Source organism: Streptomyces sp. NPDC027663 (assembly GCF_055566415.1).
The window spans coordinates 42,516-57,269 of record NZ_JBVHSK010000002.1 but is presented as its reverse complement, the minus strand read 5'-3'; the positions used below and the strand labels follow the sequence as shown (position 1 = coordinate 57,269).

General features: G+C 71.6%; 13 protein-coding genes. 3 read left to right on the top strand and 10 right to left on the bottom strand.

Annotated elements, in window-relative coordinates; translation table 11 throughout:
* Positions 1–112: 112 nt before the first annotated feature.
* The 6 genes from ACZ4SF_RS05115 to mce all read right to left on the bottom strand — a co-directional run bounded on the left by ACZ4SF_RS05115 (position 113) and on the right by mce (position 8,164).
* The gene (locus ACZ4SF_RS05115; RefSeq protein ID WP_468378456.1) at positions 113–886 is read right to left on the bottom strand and encodes an ABC transporter permease; all 774 of its coding nucleotides are present in this window, start codon (positions 884–886) and stop codon (positions 113–115) included.
* A 3-nt stretch (positions 887–889) separates the two neighbouring features.
* Positions 890–1,843 (bottom strand): ABC transporter ATP-binding protein, encoded by a 954-nt coding sequence (locus ACZ4SF_RS05110; protein WP_468378454.1) that lies wholly within the window; start codon positions 1,841–1,843, stop codon positions 890–892.
* 143 nt (positions 1,844–1,986) lie between these two features.
* Entirely contained in the window at positions 1,987–2,247 is a 261-nt protein-coding gene (locus tag ACZ4SF_RS05105; protein ID WP_468378453.1) for a DUF3253 domain-containing protein, read from the bottom strand.
* 206 nt (positions 2,248–2,453) lie between these two features.
* Positions 2,454–3,389 carry a cellulose-binding protein gene (locus ACZ4SF_RS05100; RefSeq protein ID WP_468378450.1) on the bottom strand — a complete coding sequence of 312 codons (936 nt, stop codon included), beginning with the start codon at positions 3,387–3,389 and terminating at the stop codon, positions 2,454–2,456.
* A gap of 180 nt (positions 3,390–3,569) precedes the next feature.
* A complete protein-coding gene (scy, locus tag ACZ4SF_RS05095; RefSeq protein WP_468378448.1) occupies positions 3,570–7,517 on the bottom strand; it encodes a polarized growth protein Scy in 3,948 nt (1,315 codons plus the stop codon).
* Positions 7,518–7,723: 206 nt separating this feature from the next.
* Positions 7,724–8,164, bottom strand: a complete 441-nt coding sequence (mce, locus tag ACZ4SF_RS05090) for a methylmalonyl-CoA epimerase (RefSeq protein ID WP_356195143.1) — start codon at positions 8,162–8,164, stop codon at positions 7,724–7,726.
* A 150-nt stretch (positions 8,165–8,314) separates the two neighbouring features.
* Between mce and ACZ4SF_RS05085 the strand changes: the two genes are divergently transcribed.
* The 3 genes from ACZ4SF_RS05085 to ACZ4SF_RS05075 all read left to right on the top strand — a co-directional run bounded on the left by ACZ4SF_RS05085 (position 8,315) and on the right by ACZ4SF_RS05075 (position 11,921).
* Entirely contained in the window at positions 8,315–9,514 is a 1,200-nt protein-coding gene (locus tag ACZ4SF_RS05085; protein ID WP_468378445.1) for an acetyl-CoA C-acetyltransferase, read from the top strand.
* A gap of 71 nt (positions 9,515–9,585) precedes the next feature.
* Complete coding sequence (gene meaB / locus ACZ4SF_RS05080) at positions 9,586–10,542, top strand: methylmalonyl Co-A mutase-associated GTPase MeaB (RefSeq protein ID WP_468378442.1); 957 nt, start codon at positions 9,586–9,588, stop codon at positions 10,540–10,542.
* 143 nt (positions 10,543–10,685) lie between these two features.
* Positions 10,686–11,921 carry an MFS transporter gene (locus tag ACZ4SF_RS05075; protein ID WP_468378440.1) on the top strand — a complete coding sequence of 412 codons (1,236 nt, stop codon included), beginning with the start codon at positions 10,686–10,688 and terminating at the stop codon, positions 11,919–11,921.
* Between the two features lie 7 nt (positions 11,922–11,928).
* On the opposite strand, the gene ACZ4SF_RS05070 is transcribed toward ACZ4SF_RS05075, so the two are convergent.
* The 4 genes from ACZ4SF_RS05070 to ACZ4SF_RS05055 all read right to left on the bottom strand — a co-directional run bounded on the left by ACZ4SF_RS05070 (position 11,929) and on the right by ACZ4SF_RS05055 (position 14,587).
* A complete protein-coding gene (locus ACZ4SF_RS05070; protein ID WP_201841314.1) occupies positions 11,929–12,405 on the bottom strand; it encodes a MarR family winged helix-turn-helix transcriptional regulator in 477 nt (158 codons plus the stop codon).
* Positions 12,406–12,498: 93 nt separating this feature from the next.
* Entirely contained in the window at positions 12,499–13,308 is an 810-nt protein-coding gene (locus ACZ4SF_RS05065) for an AIM24 family protein (RefSeq protein ID WP_468378437.1), read from the bottom strand.
* Complete coding sequence (locus ACZ4SF_RS05060) at positions 13,305–13,955, bottom strand: AIM24 family protein (RefSeq protein WP_468378435.1); 651 nt, start codon at positions 13,953–13,955, stop codon at positions 13,305–13,307. The genes ACZ4SF_RS05065 and ACZ4SF_RS05060 overlap by 4 nt, the downstream gene beginning before the upstream one ends.
* Positions 13,955–14,587 (bottom strand): AIM24 family protein, encoded by a 633-nt coding sequence (locus ACZ4SF_RS05055; protein WP_468380349.1) that lies wholly within the window; start codon positions 14,585–14,587, stop codon positions 13,955–13,957. Before ACZ4SF_RS05055 ends, ACZ4SF_RS05060 begins: the two co-directional genes overlap by 1 nt.
* Positions 14,588–14,754 lie beyond the last annotated feature (167 nt).

Genomic DNA, 14,754 nt, shown 5'->3' with positions numbered 1-14,754 from the left:
GGTTCAGGACAGCGGGGCACACGCCCCCGTAAGGGTTAGGAGGATATCCGGGCGCTGACGGTTCCGCTCAAGAGAAAGTAAAGCCAGAGCAATACGCTGTGTGATTCCGGTCCTACTGGGCGTCCCGGCGCTTGAGCAGCACGTACCCGCCCGCCAGCGCGGCCATCACCCACAGCGCCATGATCCCGAGGCCGCCCCAGGGGCCGTAGGGCGTGTCGTCGCCGAGCCGCGGCACCACCTCCATGATCCGGCTGCCGGCCTGGTCGGGCAGGTAGCGGCCGGCCTTCTCGGTGGCGTCGACGTTGCCGAGGATGTTGGAGATCAGGAAGAAGAAGGGCATCAGGATGCCGAGGGACAGCATCGCCGAGCGCAGCATTGTGGCGACGCCCATGGAAAACACCGCGATCAGCGTCATGTAGAGCCCGCCGCCGAACACCGCGCGCAGGACGCCCGGGTCGCCGATCGAGGCCCGGTGGGAGCCGAGCATCGCCTGGCCGAGGAAGAACGCGGCGAAGCTCGTCACCATGCCGACGGCCAGTGCCAGCGCGGCGGCCACCGCGATCTTGCCGAACAGCAAGGTGCCGCGCTGCGGGACGGCGGCCAGCGAGACCCGGATCATGCCGGTGCTGTATTCGTTCGAGACGACCAGCACGCCGAACACGATCATGGCGAGCTGGCCGAGTCCCATGCCCGCGAAACTGACGAGCGTGGGATCGAAGGACACCTGCTCCCGCACGGGCATGTCCCCGAACTGGCTGTTCGACAGTGCGGAGATGAGCATCCCCAGGGCGACGGTGACCACCACGGCCAGGGACAGCGTCCACACCGTGGACGCCACCGACCGGATCTTGGTCCACTCGGACCGGATGACGTGTACGGCCGCCATGGCTCAGGCCCCCTTCCAGCCGGTACCCCAGTCCTGCGGGGCGGGACCCGGACCGGCGTGCGCGTGGTACTCCACCGCCTCGGCCGTCAGCTGCATGAACGCCTCCTCCAGCGACGCCTGCTGCGGGCTCAGCTCGTGCAGCACGAGCCCGTACTGAGCGGCCAGCTCACCGATCCGCTCGGCCTTGCCGCCCTCCACCTCCAGCGCCTCCCCGCCCGCCTCCACGACGGTGATCCCGGCCTCGTGCAGCACGTCGAGCAGCCGCTCGCGCTGCGGGGTGCGGACCCGGACGTACGACCGCGAGTTCGTCCGGATGAAGTCGGCCATGGAGGTGTCCGCGAGCAGCCGGCCCTGCCCGATCACGACCAGGTGCTCGGCGGTCAGCGCCATCTCGCTCATCAGGTGGCTCGACACGAACACCGTCCGCCCCTGCGCGGCCAGCGATTTCATCAGGTTCCGGATCCAGTGGATGCCCTCGGGGTCGAGCCCGTTGACCGGCTCGTCGAACATCAGGATCCGCGGGTCCCCGAGCAGCGCGGCGGCGATCCCGAGCCGCTGGCCCATGCCGTACGAGAACCCCTTGGCCTTCTTCCGCGCCACGGCGGTGAGCCCGACTACGTCCAGCACCTCTGCCACCCGCCTCCCCGGGATGCCGTTGCTCTGCGCGAGGCAGAGGAGGTGGTTCCAGGCGCTGCGGCCGCCGTGCACGGCCTTGGCGTCCAGCAGGGCGCCGATGTACGTCAGCGGGTCCTTCAGCTGCTGGTAGTGCCTGCCGTCGATACGGACGTCGCCGGCGGTGGGATGGTCGAGCCCGAGGATCATCCGCATGGTCGTGGATTTCCCGGCGCCGTTGGGCCCGAGAAAGCCCGTCACGATCCCGGGCCGCACGGCGAACGTGAGGCGGTCCACCGCGACCTTCTCGCCGTACCGCTTGGTCAGCCCCTCCAGCTCGATCATGCGGTCACGCTAAGACGGGCTCCGGGCGCCTGCCACTCGAGTCGAGCGGGCGCCTGCCACGCGAGCGGCCGCGGATGTGCTCCCGCTTCCTCGGTCCGCACGGCCCGGTGCGCGGGGCCGGGCCGAGCGGGCCGTGTCACGGGTCAGCTCGGACGGCGGATCCGGATGGGGCCGCGGGCGCGGGCGGGGTCGACCGGAGTGCCGTGCTGGGTGATCTCGACCTGCCCCCGGGCGGCGAGCCGGGCCGCGGCGCGGCGGACGGGTTCCATCAGCTCGCGCCATCCCTCGTCGGCGGACCCGTGCACAGCGCGGGCGACGTCCGAAGGGCACACGGACGCGCCCGGACGCCTCCGGTCGAGCAGACCGAGGACGGCGGCTTCGAGGGACCGGCCGGTGACTGCCATCCGAATCCCTTCCGCCGTCCGAAGGCCTTTGCGCCGTCCGGCTCCGGTCCGCGGACCGATCCCTTCCACGCGCCGGACCCGGATCAGGTCCACCCGGTTCCGTGCCCTTCAGTCAGCGTATGCTCCGCCCGGGCGACGCGGGCACACGAAAAGGGCGGCGGGACCCGGCCCCACCGCCCCCTTCGAAGGGTCACCGTGTCGTACGACTAGCGGGACTGCTGCGCCGGGACGCCCCGGGAGACCGGCTCGTCCTCGGTCGACGTGCCGGCCGCGGCCACCGCGGCGCCGGTCAGCGTCGCGAGCATCTCGCGGACGTTCGTCAGCTGGGCGTTGATGCTGTCGCGGCGGTTGGTGAGCGCCGCCAGCTCGCGCTCGGATTCCGAACGGATCCGGTCGGCCTTGGCGTTGGCGTCGGCCACGATGTCCTCGGCCTGGCGCTGGGCGGTCTCCACCGTCTGGCGGGCGCGACGCTCGGCGTCGGTGCGCAGCTTCTCCGCCTCCAGGCGCAGCTGCTCGGCCCGGTGCTCGATCTCGGCGAGGCGCTTCTCGGCCTTCTGCTGACGCGAGGCCAGGTCGCGCTCGGACTGCTCGCGGCGCTTGGCCAGGTTCGTCTCGAAGTCGGCGGCGGCCTGTGCGGCCTTGGCGCGGGTCTCCTCGAAGAGGGCGTCCGCCTCCTCGCGCTTGGACTGCGCGTCCTTCTGCGCCTCGGCGCGCAGCTGGGAGGCGTCGGCCTTGGCCTTCTCGACGATCCGGACGCCCTCGTCCTCGGCCTTGGCCTTGCGCTCGGCCGCGTACGTCTCGGCGTCGTTGCGGACCTGCTGGGCCGCCGACTCGGCGAGGTCGCGGTGCTGCTCGGCCGCGCGCCGGGCCTCCTCACGCAGTTCCTTGGCCTCTTCCTCGGCCAGCCGCAGGATCTTCTCGACGCGTGCGCCGAGACCCGCGTACGACGGCTCGGCGTCCGTGATCTGAGCCTGGGCGTTCTGCGTTTCGAGGTGCAGCTCCTCGATGCGCTTCTCCAGGGCGGTGATGCGGGAGAGAGCGCTGTCACGGTCGGAGACGAGCTTGGAGATACGTTCGTCCACCTGAGCGCGGTCGTACCCACGCCGCACAAGCTCGAAGCCGTAGGGGGAAGTGTCGCTCATGGGGTTCCTGTCATGAGACCGGTGAGGTGATAAGGGAATCCTAGGGGCCGAAGCGGTGTGTCATCGAGCGGATACGCTTTTGATCTGGAGAATGGCACCTCTTTTGAGTGGCTGACCGTAGGACGGCTTGCCAAGGAGTAGGGCAAAGCCCCCAGAAGACACCGGAACGCATCCCGTCCGCTAGCTCTCCGACGATTTGCCACCCGATCGGGGGGCGCCCACCGTGGCGCCCGCCTTGACTCCGTTGTCCTTGCCCGACGAGGGCGCCTCGAAGGACTCCAACGCCTCCAGGACGTCCTGGACACGTGAGATCTCGGCGTTGATGTCCTCGCGCCTGCGCACCAGGACCTCCAGCTCCCGCTTGCCCTCCTCGACCGTGCGCCGGGCCTCGCGGATCGCCTCCGCCTTCAGCTCCTCGGCCTCCTTGACCAGGCTGGCCTTCTTCTGCTCGGCCTCCTTGAGCAGCCCCTCCGCCTTCTTCACCGCGGCGATGCGTACCTTGCCCGCCTCGGAGCTGGCCTCCGAGACCAGCTCCTTGGCCTTCGCCTCGGCCTTGCCCAGCTGCTCCTCGGCGGCCTTGATGAGCGCGTCGCAGCGGTCGCCGGCGGACTTCATGGTCTCGGCGGCCTCGCGGCGGGCCCGCTCGTGCAGCTCCTCGATCTCGGTGGTGATGCGGTCGCGCAGTTCCTCGGCGCGTTCCCTTATGGCGGTGGCGTCCCGGCGGGCACCGACCAGCAGCTCGTCCGCGTCCGTCCGGGCCTTCTCCACCAGCGAGTTGCCCTCGATGGTCGCCTCGGACACGATCCGCTCGGCCTCGCTGCGGGCCGCGCCGACCATCGTGTCCGCCTGCGACTCGGCGTCCGCGGTGGCCTTCAGCGCCTGCGCCTGCGCCTCGGTGAGCAACTTGTCGGCTTCGGCCGTGGTTTCCGTGATGAGCTTGTCGACCTGCTCGGCCGCCTCGGAGCGCCGCTTGTTGGCGTCCTTGCGAGCCTCGTCCAGGGTCCGTTCCGACTCCTCGCGCGCGGAGTTGACGAGCCGTTCGGCCTCCGCCTCCGCGTCCGTCTTGAGCCGTTCGGCGTCGGCACGCAGCCGCTCCGCATGCTGCTGGGCGGAGCCGACCGTCTCGGCGGCCTCGGCGCGCAGCCGCTCGGCGTCGCCGGTCGCCTCCCCGACGAGCTGCTCGGCGGTGGCGACGGCCTCCGCGCGGACCCGGTCCGCCTCGGCGAGGGCCTCGATGCGGACCCGCTCGGCCTCGGCGGCCGTCTCCGTCTGGAGCCGCTCCGCCTCCGTGAGCGCCTCGGTGCGCACCCGGTCGGCCTCGGCGACCGTCTCGTTCTGCAGCCGTTCGGCCTCGCTGCGGGCCTCGGTGATGAGGGTGTCCGCCTGGGTCGCCGCGTCCGAGCGGATGCGGTTGGCGTCCTCGCGGGCGTCGGCGCGGGTACGGGCCGCGGCCTGGTCGGCCTCGGCGAGCGCGTCCGACGCCTCCGTGCGCACCCGCTGGGCGTACTCCCCGGCGTCCGTGCGCAGCCGCTCGGCCTCGGCGATCGCCTCCGCCATCGTGCGCTCGGCCAGCGCCTTGGCGGCCTCCGACTCCTCGTTCGCCTCGCGCCGGACCCGGGAGGCGTCCTCGCTCGCCCGCTCCCGCTCGGCGTAGGCGTCGGCGCGGACCCGGTCCGCCTCCTCCTCGGCCTCCCGCCTGGTGCGGTCCGCGGAGTGTTCGGCGGCCGAGCGCAGCCCGGCGATCTCCTCCTGCGCCTGCTCGTGCAGCCCGGACACGGAGTCCCGCACCTGCTGCGCGTGCTGCTCGGCGGCGGAGACCATCTCGGTGGCCCGCCGGTCGGCCTCCTCGACCAGCCGGGTCGCCTCGGTCTGCGCCTCCTCCACGCGCTTGCGCGCGGAGGCCAGCAGCTCCTCGCTCTGCTCGCGGGCCCGCTGCCGCTCCTGGTCGGCCTCCTCGCGGGCGGCACCGAGGAGTTCCTCGGCCTCGCGGCGGCGCCGGGCGGCCTCCTCCTGCGCGGCGGCCAGCGTCTCGGACGCCTCGGTGCCGAGCCGCTCGGCGGCGGCCTGCGCCTCCGCACGCACCCGGTCGGCGGTGTCCTGCGCCTCCGCCTTCAGCCGCTCGGCCTCGGCGGCGGCCTCGGAGCGCAGCCGTACGGCGATGGCCTCGCCCTCGGCGCGGGAGGCGGACGCGTCGGCCGCGGCCTCGTTCCGCAGCCGTTCGGCCTCGGCCTCGGCCTGCTGCCGGAGCGTACGGATCCGCTCGGCGGACTCGCTGCGCAGCCGCTCGGTCTCCTCGCCGGCCTCCCGGCGGATCCGCTCGGCCTCCTCGCGGGCGTCGGTCAGCGCCTGCTCGGCCGACGCCAGCCGCTCCTGCGCCTCCGTCTGCAGCCGCGTCAGTTCCCCGGCCGCCTCGGCGCGGCGGGCCTCGACGGCCTTCTCGGTCTCCTCGCGCAGCTCCCGCGCGGCCTTCTCGGCGTCCGCCCGGGCCGCCTCGGCCTGCTCGTCGGCCTCCGCGCGCAGCCGCTCGGCCTCCTTGCGGGCGCGCTCCAGGGTCTCCTCGGCCTGCCGGCGCAGGCCGGTGGCACGCTCGATGGCCTCGGTGCGGACCTTCTCGCTGTCGGTGGTCGCCTTCTGCCGCAGCTCGTCGGCGTCCGCCTTGGCCTTGGCCAGCAGCTCCTCGGCGGACTTGGCCGCCTCCTCGATCTGCGCCACCGCCTCGCGGCGGGCCTCCGCACGGATCGACTCGCCCTCGGCGACCGCGTCGGCACGCAGCTGCTCGGCCTCGCCGCGCAGCCGGCGGGCCTCCTCCTGCAGCTCGACCGTCTTGGCGCGGTACTCCTTGGTGTCGTCCTTCGCCGCGCCCTTGAGCTGCTCGGCGATGTCGTGCGCCTCGGAGCGCAGCCGGTCCGCCTCGGCCTCGGCCTCCTTGCGGATCCGCTCGGCCTCCTCGGCGGCGGCCTTGGTGGTCCTCTGGGCGTCCTCGGACGCCTTGTTGAGCACGTCCTCGGCGGTCCTGGCCGCCTTGGACAGCTGGGTGGCCGTCTCCTCGGCGGTGATCGAGCGGGCCTTCCCGGCGGCCTCGGCGACGATCTTCTCGGCCTCGGCGCGCGCATCGGCGACCAGCTGCTCGGCCTCGGACTTGGTGTTCTCGGCCTCCTTGGTGGCCTCCTCGACCAGCCGGGCGACCTGCTCCTTGGCGGTGCGCGTGCGCGCCTCGCCCGCGGCCTCGGCGCTCGCGAGGGCCTTGGCGGCGGCCTCCTTGGCCTCCGTCTGCACCTTGTCGGCCTCGGCCTGCGCCTTGCGCAGTGCCTCCTCGGCCGCGGCCATCCGCTCCTCGGCGGCCCGGCTCAGCTCGGCGGCCTGCCGGCGGGCGCTGTCCGACTCGGTGACGGTGGCCGTGCGCAGCTGCTCGGCGTGTTCGGTGGCCTCCTGGGCCTGCGTCGAGGCGGCGTTCAGCAGCCGTTCGGCGTCGGTGCGGGCGCGGCGCAGGAGCTGCTCGGCCTCCGCGCGGGCGGACTCGGCGTCGCTCTGCAGCCGCTCCCGGGCCTCCCGGGTCAGCCGCTCGGCCTCCGTGCGGGCGGCGGCCATGGCCTGCTCGGCCTCCGCGCGGGACTCGTCCAGCAGCCGGCGCGCCTGCTGCTCCGTACGGGCGCGCAGCTGCTCGGCCCAGGCCACGTTCTCGTTGACGTGCGACTCGACGGTGGCCCTGCGCTCGGCCAGCTCCTGGTCCAGCTGCTGGCGCCGGGTGACCGCCTCCTGGTGCAGCTCGGCCTGGAGCCGGGCGGCCTGCTCGGCGTGCTCCTGCAGGATGCGCTGGGTCTGCGCGCGGGCCTGGCTCAGCTCCCGCTCGGCGTCCTGGCGCAGCTGCTCGGCCTGCATCTGGGCATTGCGGAGCAATTGTTCGGCCTGGTAGCCGATGTCACCCGCGTCGTAGGCGGGCCGGGTCATGAGGGTACGGCGCGCCTCGTGCAGCTTGGCGCGCAGCACCTCGACCTGGTAGCCGAGGTCCTCGGCGTGCTGGATCGCCTTTTCCCGCTCGGTCTTCAGCCGCTTCATCTCGGCCTCGAACCGAGAGAGGTGGTCGACGTCAGCCGCCGGCTCTCGCTCCTGGCTCTCGTAGCCCCGCACTGCGCGGTCCCATCCGTCCCCTGGTCAGCTTCTCCAACGAGCTCCGTCCATCCGCCGAACGGGGCCCCCGGGGAATGGTGTCAGATCAACGGCGGAGCACGGGCTGCTGCCCCGACGCTCGTCCCCCGAAACCCGGACCCCGGCATGCGGCCGCCCCGCAAAGAGGGACGACCGCCCCCAACCCTACCGGCCCTTATGTACGGGGGTCAGTGCTCGGCCGACTCAACAGGGGCCGAAGTGACCAGTTCTGTGAGGACACCATGGCAATCCTTGGGGTGCAGGAAGGTGATCCGCGACCCCATGGAGCCGCGCCGTGGCTCCTCGTACAGCACGCGGACACCCTTGTCCCGGATGTCCGCGGCGTCCGCGTCCACGTCCGCCGTGCCGAAGGCGATGTGGTGGACGCCCTCCCCGTTCTTCGCGAGCCACTTGGCGACGGTGGAGTCCTCGCGGGTGGGCTCCAGCAGCTGGAGGTAGGAGGCGCCGCCGTCCGAGGTCTCGTTGATCTTGAGCATGGCCTCGCGCACGCCCTGTTCCTCGTTGACCTCGGTGTGGAACACCTCGAAGCCGTACGTGGCCCGGTAGAACTCGACAGTCGCGTCGAGGTCGTGACAGGCGATCCCGATGTGGTCGATTCGCGTCAGCATGGACTCAGTGCAGCGCTCCGGAGGTGGTTACGCAACGTGCGCGCGATCACACCTACGGCCCGATGACGGCACGGAGTGCCGTCAGTACATTCGAAGTAAACCCTCGTTCACTCCTCGGCCTGGTGCAGGCCGGTAAGGGGATCGCAGCTCATGTCTTCTGGAACGACCAGCTCTGTGATCGTCGCGGGCGCCCGTACGCCCATGGGACGGCTGCTGGGCTCGCTCAAGTCCTTCTCCGGGGCCGATCTCGGCGGCTTCGCGATCAAGGCCGCCCTCGACCGTGCGGGGATCGGCGGCGACCAGGTGCAGTACGTGATCATGGGCCAGGTGCTGACGGCCGGCGCCGGCCAGATCCCGGCCCGCCAGGCCGCGGTCAAGGCCGGCATCCCGATGAACGTCCCGGCGCTCACCGTCAACAAGGTGTGTCTGTCCGGCCTCGACGCGATCGCGCTCGCGGACCAGCTGATCCGCGCGGGTGAGTTCGACATCATCGTCGCGGGCGGCCAGGAGTCCATGACCAACGCCCCGCACGCGCTGCCGAAGTCCCGCGAGGGCTTCAAGTACGGCGCCGTCCAGATGCTCGACACGATGGCCCACGACGGCCTGACCGACCCGTGGGACAACATCCCGATGGGCGAGTCCACCGAGAAGCACAACACGCGCCTCGGCATCGGCCGCGCCGAGCAGGACGAGGTCGCCGCCCTGTCCCAGCAGCGGGCCGCCGCCGCGCAGAAGAACGGCCTGTTCGAGGCCGAGATCACCCCGGTGGAGATCCCGCAGCGCAAGGGTGACCCGGTGCTGTTCAGCAAGGACGAGGGCATCCGCGGCGACACCACCGTGGAGTCCCTGGCCAAGCTGCGCCCGGCGTTCGGCAAGGACGGCACGATCACGGCCGGCACCTCCTCGCAGATCTCGGACGGGGCGGCGGCCGTGGTCGTGATGAGCAAGGCCAAGGCCGAGGAACTGGGCCTGGAGTGGCTCGCCGAGATCGGCGCGCACGGCAATGTGGCCGGCCCGGACAGCTCCCTGCACTCCCAGCCGTCCAACGCCATCCTGGACGCCCTGAAGAAGGAGGGCCGGGAGGTCTCCGACCTCGACCTCATCGAGATCAACGAGGCCTTCGGCGCGGTCGCCGTGCAGTCAATGAAGGACCTCGGCGTGTCCACGGAAAAGGTGAACGTCAACGGCGGCGCCATCGCGCTGGGCCACCCGATCGGCATGTCCGGTGCCCGGATCGTGCTGCACCTGGCGCTGGAGCTCAAGCGCCGGGGCGGCGGCGTCGGCGCGGCGGCGCTGTGCGGTGGCGGCGGTCAGGGTGACGCGCTGATCGTGCGGGTACCGAAGGCCTGAGCGGTACCTTCCGAGGTTCCTTCCGGATCCCACCGGGTTCCGCTGAGTTCGTCTAGGTGAACGGAGCTGTGATGCAGGACGTCTCCTCTCTGGTGGCCCAGGCCAGGGAAGGCCGGCCGCGGGCCGTGGCCCGGCTGATCTCCCTCGTGGAGGGGGCGTCCCCGCAGCTGAGGGAGATCATGGCGGCGCTGGCCCCGCTGACCGGCAACGCCTACGTGGTGGGCCTGACCGGCTCGCCCGGCGTCGGCAAGTCGACCTCCACCTCCGCGCTCGTCACGGCGTACCGCAAACAGGGCAAGCGGGTCGGCGTCCTGGCCGTCGACCCCTCGTCCCCGTTCTCCGGCGGCGCCCTGCTCGGCGACCGGGTCCGCATGTCGGACCACGCCTCCGACCCCGGCGTCTACATCCGCTCGATGGCCACCCGCGGCCACCTCGGCGGCCTGGCCTGGGCGGCCCCGCAGGCCATCCGGGTGCTGGACGCGGCCGGCTGCGAGGTGATCCTGGTCGAGACGGTCGGCGTCGGCCAGTCGGAGGTCGAGATCGCCTCGCAGGCCGACACCTCGGTCGTCCTGCTGGCGCCGGGCATGGGCGACGGCATCCAGGCGGCGAAGGCCGGAATCCTGGAGATCGGCGACGTCTACGTCGTCAACAAGGCGGACCGCGACGGCGCCGACGCCACGGCCCGCGAGCTGAACCACATGCTGGGCCTGGGCGAGGCCCGCGGCCCCGGCGACTGGCGCCCGCCGATCGTGAAGACGGTCGCGGCCCGCGCCGAGGGCGTCGACGAGGTCGTGGAGGCCCTGGAGAAGCACCGGGCCTGGATGGAGGAGCGCGGCGTCCTCGCCGAGCGCCGCAGGACCCGCGCCGCCCGCGAGGTGGAGACCATCGCCGTCACCGCGCTGCGGGAACGTATCGGCGACCTGCACGGCGACCGCCGCCTCAGTGCGCTCGCGGAGAAGATCGTCGCGGGGGAACTCGACCCGTACCGGGCGGCGGACGAACTGGTCGCGGGCGTCACCCAGGGCTGACCCTGGCCGACCAGGGGCCGCTCTGCTAGCTTGATCGACATGTTCCTCTCCTTGGCGTAGAGCACACCGGATCAGCGGTGCCGGCAACCGGCCACCGCGCCCCCCGGTGTCCCCTCTTCCGCCTCGATCAGAGGAACTTCCGCGTGTCCACGCACCTTTCGCGGCCCTCGTACGCCGCCGTCCTGCGCGTTCCTCATGCGCGCCGCACCTTCACCGCCGCCCTGACCGCCCGGCTGTCCTACGGCACGGTCGCCCTGGCGGTCCTGCTCTCCGTCACCCGCGCCACCGGGTCCTACGCGGCCTCCGGCACCGTGCTCTCCCTCTTCGGCGCCACGACCGTCTTCCTGATGCCGCTGAGGGCCTCCCTGATCGACCGCCACGGGGCGCGCCGGGCCCTGCTGCCCATGTCGGCGCTCTACGGCGCCCTGCTGTGCGTCCTGGCGGCCCTCACCTGGCGTCCCGGCGCCCCGGTGCCGCTCATCGCCTGCTCCGCCGCACTGGCGGGCGCCTGCGCGCCCCCGCTGGGACCGACCATGCGCGCCGTGTGGTCCGCACTGGTCGCCGACCGGGACCTGTTGCAGCGGGCCTACAGCCTGGACGGAGTGGCCGAGGAACTGTTGTTCGTCTCCGGCCCGGCGCTGATCGGCACCCTCGTCGGCTTCGCCCCGCCGGCCTCCGGGATCCTGCTCAGCGCCTTCCTGAACGTGACCGGTACCTGTGTCTTCGTCATGTCCCCGGTCATGCCCGGCCCCCGTCCGGCAGCACGCTCGCAGAAGCCGGCCGCCGTCCGTGGTCTGCTGCCCCCGGTCGCGGTGGCACTGGGCGTCGGCCTGGCCCTCAGCGGCGTCGAACTGCTGGTGATGGCCTTCGCCGCGGAACGGTCGTACGACACCGCACTCGTCCCCTGGGTCCTGGGCGCGCTCTCGGCGGGCAGCGCGCTGGGCGGTCTGGTGGGCGGGGCGGTGCGGTGGCGTACGAGTACGCGTACGCGGCTGTGCCGGTTCGCGGCGGGCCTCGGCCTGGTGCTCGTCCCGGCCGGCCTGGTGCCGGGGCTGTGGACCCTCGCCGGAGTGATGGCCCTCGCCGGTGCGTTCATCGCCCCGGCCCTGACGACGGCGTATCTGCTGGCCGACGAGACGGCCCCCGAGGGCGCCCGCACCCGGGCCGGGGCATGGGTGAACATGGCGGTGAACGCGGGAAGCTCAGCAGGAGCGCTGGTGGCGGGGGTGCTGATCGGCCGGCTGCCGACGCAGATGTGCTTCGCCCTGGCGGGCGCCACGGCCCTGGCCGCCGCCGCCGTGGCCGGGAGCGGTCGCTTCCTGCGGACACCGGTGAGCGACCCCGCTCCGCCCGCCGGCTACCGCACCCAGGGCAGCTGAGCCCGGCTCAGGGGCGTCCTCGCTGCCCTCTCAGATGCTCGGCGATCGGCTTGAGCGCCTTGTCCAGCTCTATCAAGGCCTCCTGCGGCAGCAGGTCGATGAAGTGCCGCCGCACGGAGGCCACGTGGTGCGGCGCGACCTTCTGCATCGTGTCCATGCCGTGCTCGGTGAGCACGGCGTACAGGCCGCGCCGGTCCGACTCGCAGTTCTCGCGGCGCACCAGGTTCGCGTTCTCCATGCGCGTGATCTGGTGCGAGAGCCGGCTCTTGGACTGCAGGGTGGCGGAGGCGAGGTCGCTCATCCGCATGCGTACGTCTTCGGACTCGGACAGGTTCACCAGGATCTCGTAGTCGTTCATTGTCAGGCCGAACGGCTGCAGATCTTTTTCGAGCTGGTACGTCAACAGCCTGTTGACCTCCAGGTGGGTGCGCCAGGCGCACTGCTCCGCATCGGTCAGCCAGCGCGTGGCCGTCTCGGTCTCCATGAATGAAGTCTACCTAAGAAAGTTGAATGCCGAACTACTTCGGGTGGTGTGACTGTGCGCACGCGTTCGATGTCACACTCTGCAGACTACCGCTCACAGCCCGAAGCGACGCTGGAGGTCCCCGAGCTGTCCGGGAAGGCCCCTTGCACCCGACGATTGCGGACCGTGTCCGCCTGGTGCCGTTCCGCCACCACCAGGGACCCCCGGTCCGGGCGGAACCGCCCCCGTGGCCGCCTCGGCCATCAGGGTCTCCGTCGACTGCAGCAACACCGTCCCGGCGCCCACGAACTCGAACTGGTGCTCCTCGCCGGAGACCCCGCCGAGGCCCGTCATCGCACGTAGACCGCCCAGTACGCCCGTCAGGTACCCGTGGTCGTAGTGATGACACGGAGACGGGCAGTCGGCCCACCCGACGAGCGCCTGAGGGTCGACCCGGATCGGAGGTTCCATGAACACCACCGGCCCGTTAGATGCCGCCACGAACTTTCCGGTTCCGATGAGGGTCAGAAAACCCGGCACGATCGATTGTTTGAGCGCGAGACTTGGCTGAAAAGCGAGCAGGTTGCCCGCGCGAATGGTCAAGTTCCCGTCGTCCAGGTCGTAGGAGTTGACGTCGAAGGCCCGGTCGGCCAGCAGCATCTTCCCCGAGCCCTCCGCCACGACCCAGTCGCTCGCGTGCAGTGGCGAATGGAACGCCGTACGGACAAGTCGGTCGAGTCGCCCGTGCCCGATGCCGTTGAAATCGATCGATCCGTAGTAGGCGATCATCTTCCCCTTCTGCAGGAACCACTGCCCGCTCTTGAGCTCGACACAGAAGGTGTACTTGTTCACGTTGTCGTCGGCGGGGAGCGTCATCGGGTCGTACACGACCGGTCCGGCGCCCGGCGTTCCGTAGGTGCTCACAGCTTCTCCTCCGACGCCTGGACGTACACCGTGCCGTTGCCGCTCAGCTCCAGCTGGAAGGCCTCGCCGGAGCCGCGGCCCACCATGTCGCGCCAGCCGAGCGCGGTGGAGAGCTTGTTGCGTACGTCGCCGTGGTGGGCGACGTAGGCCTGCGGGTCGACGTGGACCGGGCGCTGGGGGGTGATCGGGATCTCGAAGACCCCGCCGTGCGCCATCACGGCGACCGCGCCCTGGCCCTGCAGGGTCGTCGTGAACAGGCCCTGCCCGGTGACCTGGCCGCGCACCATGCCCATGACGCCGCCCTGCGAGCCCATGAACATCGTGCCCTGCCGGAGCGTGCCCTCGAAGGCGAGCAGGCGGTCGGCCTCCACGTACAGGGTGTCGCCGGTGAGGGTGATGACGTGCACGTGATGGCCGCCGTGCCCGAAGAAGACGGTGCCGCTGCCCTCCACGGCCATGAGCGGGGTCGCCTCGCCGGCCACCCGGCGCCCGATCATGGACATCAGCCCGCCCTGACCGCCCTGGACGCTGGGCGTGAAGGACACGTCCCCCTTGTAGGCGAGCATCGCCCCGCGCTGGCTGAACAGCCGCTGCCCCGGCAGCACGGTCGCCTCGACCATCTTGGAGTTGATCTCCCGGAAGGTCATCACAGGTCCCCCGCTATCGTGTTCCGCTCGCTCGGCTGCACGTACACCAGCCCGTCGCCCTCGAAGCGGATCTGGAAGGCCTCGCCGCCGCCCTCCCCGAGGAGGGTGCGGAAGGTCACACCGGACTGGAAGGACTGCCGTACGTTGCCCTGGTGGGCGACATAGGCGCCCGGGTCGACCATCAGCGGGTACTGCGGGCTGACCCGGAGCACGACGGCCGGACCGTCGGAGATGATCGCCGCCTGGCCGTGCCCCTCCACGGTCGTGGTGAACAGCCCGTTGCCCTGCGAGGCGCCGCGCAGGCCCGTGAACGTCGTGCCCGTCCGCAGGCCGCCGTCCGTCGCCAGCAGGTTGCCCGCCTCGACGTACAAGGTGTCACCCTGGAGGCCGACCAGGTTGATCTCGGACGCCCGGTCCGCGAACCAGCAGGTCCCCTGCCCTCTCACCTCCATCACCGTCATCTGTTCACCGGTGAGCCGCCGGGTCACCATCCCGCGCAGCCCCTCGCCGCCACCGCTCAGCTTCTTGAAGGCCATCTGCCCGTCGTACGCGACCATCGAGCCGTTCTTCGCCTTCACGGCGTCCCCGGTCATGTCGACGGCGAGAACCTTGCTCCCTTGGAGTCGGAACATCGCCACGGTGCGAAAGTAGCGGCCGGGCGGGTGGACGGAACAGGGCCCATGGGTGGAGACCCACCCTGACCGGACCCCTACGGGCGCCGTTTGCCACAATGGGGGAACGCTTGTGCTTCCGTTCACAAAGCGGAGCAAGCGGCGACCGCGCCCTCAGCGACACTCCC

Excerpts from the sequence above, each read along its gene's own strand:
- ACZ4SF_RS05115 (WP_468378456.1), bottom strand. The coding sequence starts at position 886 with ATGGCGGCCGTACACGTCATCCGGTCCGAGTGGACCAAGATCCGGTCG.
- ACZ4SF_RS05110 (WP_468378454.1), bottom strand. The coding sequence starts at position 1,843 with ATGATCGAGCTGGAGGGGCTGACCAAGCGGTACGGCGAGAAGGTCGCG.
- ACZ4SF_RS05105 (WP_468378453.1), bottom strand. The coding sequence starts at position 2,247 with ATGGCAGTCACCGGCCGGTCCCTCGAAGCCGCCGTCCTCGGTCTGCTC.
- ACZ4SF_RS05100 (WP_468378450.1), bottom strand. The coding sequence starts at position 3,389 with ATGAGCGACACTTCCCCCTACGGCTTCGAGCTTGTGCGGCGTGGGTAC.
- mce (WP_356195143.1), bottom strand. The coding sequence starts at position 8,164 with ATGCTGACGCGAATCGACCACATCGGGATCGCCTGTCACGACCTCGAC.
- ACZ4SF_RS05085 (WP_468378445.1), top strand. The coding sequence starts at position 8,315 with ATGTCTTCTGGAACGACCAGCTCTGTGATCGTCGCGGGCGCCCGTACG.
- meaB (WP_468378442.1), top strand. The coding sequence starts at position 9,586 with ATGCAGGACGTCTCCTCTCTGGTGGCCCAGGCCAGGGAAGGCCGGCCG.
- ACZ4SF_RS05070 (WP_201841314.1), bottom strand. The coding sequence starts at position 12,405 with ATGGAGACCGAGACGGCCACGCGCTGGCTGACCGATGCGGAGCAGTGC.
- ACZ4SF_RS05060 (WP_468378435.1), bottom strand. The coding sequence starts at position 13,955 with ATGACCTTCCGGGAGATCAACTCCAAGATGGTCGAGGCGACCGTGCTG.
- ACZ4SF_RS05055 (WP_468380349.1), bottom strand. The coding sequence starts at position 14,587 with ATGTTCCGACTCCAAGGGAGCAAGGTTCTCGCCGTCGACATGACCGGG.